The organism is Sphingopyxis sp. (assembly GCF_036402335.1).
Classification (GTDB): Bacteria; Pseudomonadota; Alphaproteobacteria; order Sphingomonadales; family Sphingomonadaceae; genus Sphingopyxis.
Window position 1 is genome coordinate 1 of the sequence record NZ_DASWTD010000191.1, and the last position, 6978, is coordinate 6978.

At 68.1% G+C, this 6978-nt stretch carries 7 protein-coding genes and 1 riboswitch; all 7 genes read left to right on the top strand.

The features are described from left to right. The coding region (locus VGD20_RS06085) for a S41 family peptidase (protein WP_331133596.1) at nucleotides 1–1290 on the top strand (1290 nt) is incomplete at its 5' end. 50 nt (nucleotides 1291–1340) lie between these two features. Then, nucleotides 1341–1533: riboswitch (cobalamin riboswitch) on the top strand. Nucleotides 1534–1679: 146 nt separating this feature from the next. Then, entirely contained in the window at nucleotides 1680–3638 is a 1959-nt protein-coding gene (locus VGD20_RS06090; protein ID WP_331133597.1) for a TonB-dependent receptor plug domain-containing protein, read from the top strand. After that, complete coding sequence (locus VGD20_RS06095; protein ID WP_331133598.1) at nucleotides 3638–4183, top strand: hypothetical protein; 546 nt, start codon at nucleotides 3638–3640, stop codon at nucleotides 4181–4183. The genes VGD20_RS06090 and VGD20_RS06095 overlap by 1 nt, the downstream gene beginning before the upstream one ends. Next, complete coding sequence (locus VGD20_RS06100; protein WP_331133599.1) at nucleotides 4183–4590, top strand: DUF1636 domain-containing protein; 408 nt, start codon at nucleotides 4183–4185, stop codon at nucleotides 4588–4590. The genes VGD20_RS06095 and VGD20_RS06100 overlap by 1 nt, the downstream gene beginning before the upstream one ends. Continuing rightward, on the top strand, nucleotides 4587–5603 hold the full coding sequence (gene cobT / locus VGD20_RS06105; protein ID WP_331133600.1) for a nicotinate-nucleotide--dimethylbenzimidazole phosphoribosyltransferase: 1017 nt from the start codon (nucleotides 4587–4589) through the stop codon (nucleotides 5601–5603). The genes VGD20_RS06100 and cobT overlap by 4 nt, the downstream gene beginning before the upstream one ends. Then, nucleotides 5600–6169, top strand: a complete 570-nt coding sequence (locus VGD20_RS06110) for a histidine phosphatase family protein (RefSeq protein ID WP_331133601.1) — start codon at nucleotides 5600–5602, stop codon at nucleotides 6167–6169. Before cobT ends, VGD20_RS06110 begins: the two co-directional genes overlap by 4 nt. Then, entirely contained in the window at nucleotides 6166–6885 is a 720-nt protein-coding gene (locus tag VGD20_RS06115; protein WP_331133602.1) for an adenosylcobinamide-GDP ribazoletransferase, read from the top strand. The genes VGD20_RS06110 and VGD20_RS06115 overlap by 4 nt, the downstream gene beginning before the upstream one ends. The last annotated feature ends 93 nt before the right edge of the window (nucleotides 6886–6978 follow it).

Sequence of the window (6978 nt, forward strand, 5' to 3'; positions counted from 1 at the left end):
AAGGCGGTGATCGACGAATGGTATCTGTTCCCGAGCGACGTCGCGACCGGCGTGAACGCCGCGAACTACAGCGATGTCGAATCCTATATCGATGCGCTGGTCGCGCCGGCGCGCGCGCTCGGCAAGGATCGCTATTTCACCTACATCACCTCGATCGCCGAGGAGGAAGCCTTCTTCACAAGCGGGTCGAGCGCAGGCTTCGGCGTCCGCATGGCGTATGATCCGGCCAATGAGCGCGTAATCATCGCCGAAGCCTATGAAGGCGCGCCGGCGCTGAATGCAGGGATCGATCGCGGGACCGCGATCGTCGCGATCGGGACCAGCAGCGGCAATATGCGAACGATCGCGAGCATCGTCGCGGTCGAAGGCACCGTCGGCATCACCAACGCGCTGGGACCGAACGATCCCGGCGTCTCGCGGGTCTTGCGGGTCAGCGACCCCGGCGGCGGCACGCGCGACGTCACGGTCGTGAAGGCCGATTACAACCTCGACCCGATCTCGGGCCGCTATGGCGCGAAGATCATCAGCGAAGGCGGCCGCAACTACGGCTATATCAACCTGCGCACCTTCATCGCGTCGGCGAACCCGCAACTTCGGGCCGCTTTCCTGAATTTCCGCAATCAGGGCGTGACCGACGTCATCATCGATTTCCGCTACAATGGCGGCGGGCTCGTCTCGACTGCCGAACTGATGGGGGACCTGCTCGGCCGCAACCGCAATTCCAGCGAAATTTTCTCGCAGACCAGTTTCCGCTCGTCGAAATCGGCCGAAAACGACCGTCATTTCTTTACGGCCCAGCCCGAATCGATCGCGCCGACGCGCATCGCCTTCATCGGGACCGGATCGACCGCCTCGGCGAGCGAACTCGTGATCAATTCGATGCTGCCGTATCTCGGGACCGACATGACGCTGGTCGGCAACAACACCTATGGCAAGCCGGTCGGCCAGATCGCGCTCGACAAGGCCGAATGCGACGACCGGATGCGCGTGATCGCCTTTGCGACGGGCAATGCGACGGGGCAGAGCGACTATTACAACGGGCTCGCGTCCAAAATCACCAACAGCTGTGCCGCGGGCGACGATCCGAGCTTCCCGCTCGGCGATCCGCGCGAGCCATCGGTCCGCGCGGCGATCGATTTCCTCGCCGGGCGCAGTTGCACGACGCGCATCGCCAACGCCAGCGCCGGCGTCGCCGCGCGGCGCAGCGTCGCTGCGGCGCCGGCCGGACCCGAAATGCTGGTCGCCGGCCGGCCGAGCGCCGCGCAGCGCGAATTGCCCGGCCTGTTCTGATCGATCGCCCGCCGCATCGCGGCAATTGACCGCAGCCTCGAAAACGGGCTAACGGCCGCGCAGCGACAGGTTCCCCGAAAGGGGATTCAAAGGGAATGGGGTGCAAAACCCCGGCTGCCCCTGCAACTGTAAGCGGAGAGCCATCGGGCCAACATGCCATTGGGACCTTAAGGGTCCTGAGAAGGCGGTCCGAACCGGCGCCGACCCGCGAGCCAGGAGACCTGCCCGTCGCCGTCGTCTTTCGCGCGGACAGGGTGTGCCGGGCGGACGGGGGTCAACCCGCATGACGACAAGTCTGGCTGCGCATGGGCGCGGGCGATGTCGTGCGTCCCCGACGGACAACCGCATCGATTCCGCGCGCGTGGGCGGCATTGTCGATGGGGTACCCAATGTTCAAATTTGCCTTCCGAAGTTCGATCTGCCTCGCCGCGCTCACGGCGTCGTCCACCGCGTTCGCCGAAGATGCGTCGACCGCGCACGCCATTGCCACCGATGGCGACAGCATCATCGTCACCGCAACGCGCGCACCGCTGACACTCGACGAGATCCCGTCGTCGATCGCCGTCCTCGACAAGGCGGCGATCGACCGCGCGCAGGATATCGGCGTCACCGAATTGCTGCTCCGCACGCCCGCCATCAGCATTTCGCGCAACGGCGGTTACGGCACCTCGACCTCGCTACGCATCCGCGGCGCCGAACCCGAGCATAGCGTCGTCGTGATCGACGGGGTCAAGCTCAACGATCCGTCGTCGACCGGCGGCGGCTTCAACTTCACCAATTTGCTTGCCGGGGACATCTCGCGGATCGAAGTGCTGCGCGGGCCGCAGTCGATCCTGTGGGGCAGCCAGGCGATCGGCGGCGTCGTCAATGTCGTCACGGCGTCGCCCGAAAAGGACCTCGAAGGCAGCTTCGACATCGAGGCCGGATCGCGCGACACGATCAGCGCGCGCGCCGCGCTCGGCGGCCGGACCGGGCCCTTGCGCTGGCGCATCGGCGGCCAGCGTTTCACCACCGACGGCATTTCGTCGCACGCCAGGGCATTCGGCGGAATCGAGCGCGACGGCTATCGCAATCACAGCGTCTCGGGCCGCGCCGAACTCGCGCTCGCCGACAATGTCAGCGCCGAGGTGCGCGGCTATTATTCGAGCGGCCGGGTCGAATTCGACGGGTTCAACACCGACAGCAAGGATTATGGGCTGAACAAGGAGTTCGTCGGCTATGCGGGGCTGAATTTTGACCTCGTCGGCGGGCGGTTCCGCAATCGCGTCGCCCATGCCTACACCGACACCAACCGCGACAATTTCAACCCCGACCGCGCGCGGCCGCGCAGTTTCGAAGCCGACGGCAAGAACAAGCGCTGGGAATATCAGGGCAGCTTCGATGTTTCCGATCGTATCACCGCGATCTTCGGGGTCGAGAATGAGCGTTCGGATTTCCGCAGCCGCTCGCCTTCCGCGTCGCTCGCTACGCCCCTCCCCGCCTTCGCGCGCGGCAAGGCCGAACTGACAAGCGTCTACGGCCAGCTCAGCATCGAGCCGGTCGAGGGGCTGACGATCAACGGCGGCGTCCGCTACGACGATCACGACCGCTACGGCGGACAGACGCTGTTCGCGGCGGGCGGCGTATGGCGCCTTGCGACCGGCACGGTACTCCGCGCAAGCTATGGCGAGGGTTTCAAGGCGCCGTCGCTTTACCAGCTGTTCAGCGAGTACGGGAATGTCGGGCTCGACCCCGAGGAAGCGCATGGCTGGGAAGCCGGCATCGAGCAGCATCTCTTCGATCGCAAGCTGGTCGTCGGCGCGACCTGGTTCGACCGTACGACGACGAACCAGATCGTCTATAATCCCTGCTCGTCCCCGTCGACCGACCCGATGTGCTTCGTACCCGGAAGCAACCCGGCAAGCCCGCGCTTCGGCTATTATCTCAACGTCGCGCGCAGCGAAGCGCATGGCGTCGAGGCGGCGGCGGCGCTGACGCTCGGCGGGCTGACGCTCGACGGCAATTACAGCTGGATCGTCGCCGAAGACCGTTCGCCGGGCGCCAATTTCGGCAAGTGGCTGCCGCGCCGTCCGCGCCAGACCGCCAATGCCTCGGCAAGCTATGCGTTCGGCTTCGGGCTCGAACTGGGCGCCGCCGTGCGCTGGTCGGGCAAGAGCTATGACAATGCGAGCAACGCGACGCGGCTCGACGATTATACGCTCGTCGACCTGCGCGCCGAAGTTGCGCTGTCCGACGCCGTGAAGCTGTTCGCGCGCGCCGAGAATATCTTCGACGAGCAATATATGACGGCATTCCGTTACGGCTCGCTCGGCCGCAGCGTCTATGCCGGCATCAGGGGGCGCTTCTGATGGCGGCGCTGTCGCAGCGCGGCACGTCGGCACTGTGGGTCGCGCTGCTCACCGCGGCGAGCACGGCAACAACCCTCGCGCTCGGCTGTGCTACGCCCTTTCCGTCGCTTGCGGCGCTCGCGGCGGTGCATATGCGTCGCCGCGACGGCATCCTGCTGATGCTGCTGGCGTGGACGGCAAGCCAGATCGTCGGCTTCCTCCTGCTCGGCTATCCGCGCGACGCGAGCACGCTGGCGTGGGGTGCCGGGCTCTGCACCGCGGCGGTCGGCGCGGTGCTGGCGAGCCATGCCGCGCTGCGGGCGCTGCCCTATCGCACGGTCGCGGCGCGGCTGGGCCTTGCCTATGCGGCGGGGTTCACGGCGTTCAAGGCCGTGATCCTCGGCTGGGCGCTGGTACTCGGCGGGCTCCACGCCGTCATGGCGCCCGATCTGCTCGCCGAGCAGTTCGTCCGCAACGGCGCGATCCTGATCGGGCTCTACGCGCTCTATCGGGCACTCGTCGCCGCGGGCGTCCCTGCGCCCGCACTTCCGGTAGCAGCCGCCTGATGCTGACGCGCGTCGATCCGGGCCCCGCGGTGGTGGTGTGCAATACCTGCCGCCACAGCCGCGAGGCGCAGGCCGACGCCGAAGGCATGCGCGGCGGGGCGCGGCTCGCGCAGGCGATGAAGCGCCTCAAGGAAGGCGAGCCGCGCTACGCCGGCATCGCGGTGCAGGAAATGGCGTGCCTCTTCGCGTGCCAGGACCATTGCACCGTCCACCTGCGCGCGCCCGACAAGGTGGGTTATGTGCTCGGCCGGTTCGGCGGCGATGAAGGATCGGCGCGTGCCATCCTCGACTATGCGGTCCATTATGCCGCGAGCGAGCATGGCCGCGTCCCCTTTTCGCTTTGGCCCGAAGGCGTCAAAGGCCATTTCATAACCCGCACCCCGCCGCCCGGATTCGTCGCCGAATGACCTTCTTCCCTTCCATCGAAGCCTTCGAGGCGGCGCTCGCCGACCTTCGCAAACCGAACGCCGACGCAGCCGCCGATGCGCGCGTGCGGCAGGGCGAACTCACCAAGCCCGCGGGTTCGCTCGGCCGCCTCGAGGATCTGGCGATCTTTTTCGCGGGCTGGCAGGGCAAGGCGCGACCGCGCATCGACCGCGCCCGCGCCGCCATCTTCGCCGGCAACCATGGCGTCACCGTCCACGGCGTCAGCGCCTTTCCGCCGGGCGTCACTGCGCAGATGGTCGCCAATTTCGCGAACGGCGGTGCGGCGATCAATGCCCTGTCGGCGGCGGCGGGGCTCGAATTGACCGTCGTTGCGCTCGATCTCGACCGGCCGACCGCCGATTTCACGGTCGCGGCGGCGATGAGCGAGGCCGAATGCCTCGACGCGCTGAATCGCGGCGCGGCCATGGCCGCCGCCGACTTCGACCTCATCGTGCTCGGCGAAATGGGCATCGGCAATTCGACCGCCGCCGCCGCGTTGTGCGCACGCAGCTTCGGCGGCGGCGCCGCGGGCTGGACGGGGCCGGGTACCGGCGTCGATGGTCAGGGCGTCGCGCGCAAGGTCGCGGTGATCGACCGCGCGCTCGCCTTCCACGCCGCAGCCCCGCGCACGGCGTTCGAGACGCTGCGCCGCGTCGGCGGGCGCGAGATCGCGGCGATTGCGGGTGCGATATTGCGCGCACGCCAGCTCGGCGTGCCGGTGCTGCTCGACGGATTTATCTGCACCGCCGCCATCGCACCGCTTGCGACGGACAACCCCGCCATCGCCGCGCACTGCATCGCAGGACATTGCTCGGCCGAGCCCGGGCACAAGCGCCTGCTCGACCTGCTCGGCCTCGACCCCCTGCTGTCGCTGGGTATGCGGCTCGGCGAAGGCAGCGGCGCCGCGGTCGCGGCGGGCATCATCCGTAGCGCGCTCGCCGCACACGACCGGATGGCGACTTTTGCCGAGGCCGAGGTTTCGGCGTCGCTGTGACCGGCTTCGCGCTCCATCTGCTGCGCCATGGCGCTCCCGAAACGCCGGGTTTGCTGATGGGCCGCACCGATGGCGCGCCGACGGACGAAGGCATTGCCGCTTGCGTGATGCAGGCCCGGCACCTCTGTATCGAACGCCTGATCGCGTCCGACCTTCGCCGCAGCCGCGCGGCGGGCGAAGCGATCGGCGCGCTGCTGGGGATATCGCTCGCCATCGATCCGCGCTGGCGCGAACTCGATTTCGGCGAGTGGGACGGCAAGGCCGCAAGCGCCGCCGACCCTGATGCACTCAGCCGATTCTGGGCCGATCCCGATGCCAACCCACCACCGGAAGGCGAGCGTTGGTCGGTTCTCGTCGCGCGCGTTTCCGCCGCGATACGCGATCTGGCGCCGGTCCCGACCTTGATCGTTACCCACGGCGGCGCGATGCGCGCGGCGCTGCATGCACTGTGCGGGTTCAACCAGCGCCAACCCTGGGCATTCGACCTGCCCTATGCCGCGCGTCTGTCGCTCCGCGTCTGGCCGGGCGAACCGCCCGCCGCGCAGATCACAGGCCTTGCACCATGAAGGGCCTGATCGTCGCGATCCAGTTCCTGACGCGCCTGCCGACGCCGCGCATCGCGGTGTCGAGCGACGAATTCGCGGCGTCGATGCGCTGGTTTCCTGCGGTCGGGCTGATCGTCGGCGCGTTCGTTGCGGGCGCAGGCTGGGCCGGCGCGCGGATCGATCCATGGACGGGCGCGCTCGCCGCGCTGATCCTGTGGGTCGCCGTGACCGGCGCGCTGCATCTCGACGGACTCGGCGATATCGCCGATGCGAGCGGCGCGGCGCATAAAGACCGCGAGCGGCTGATCATAGTGCTCGGCGATCCGCACGTCGGCAGCTTCGCGGTGGCCGCGATCGCGCTGCAACTGATCGCCAAACTCGTGCTGCTCCACGCGCTGCTCGAGCGAGAGGCCTTTATCGCCATCGCGCTCGTCCCCTTCGCGGCGCGGATCGGCCCGCTCGTCTGGTCGCGTGCGCTGCCCGACCTGCACGCGGGACTCGGCTCGCGTTTCCGTCATGCGACGCGGCCGGTCGATTTTATCGTCTGGAGCCTGGCCCTGTTCGCGGCGGCGTGGGCATCGCCTTCGCTGCTGTTCGCGCCGCTGACCTTCCTTTTCTGGGGCTGGTGGCTGATGCGCAGGATCGGCGGGATCTCGGGCGACGGGCATGGCGCGGGGATCGAGATCGGCGAAAGCCTGCTGCTCGCCGCCGCGCTGCTGCTGGCGCATCTGGCGTGAGTGCGCGCTGGACCTGGCACGGCGGCGGGATCGAAGCGGCGAAGCGCCACTTCGGGGGCGAGGACTGGATCGACCTGTCGACGGGGATCAACC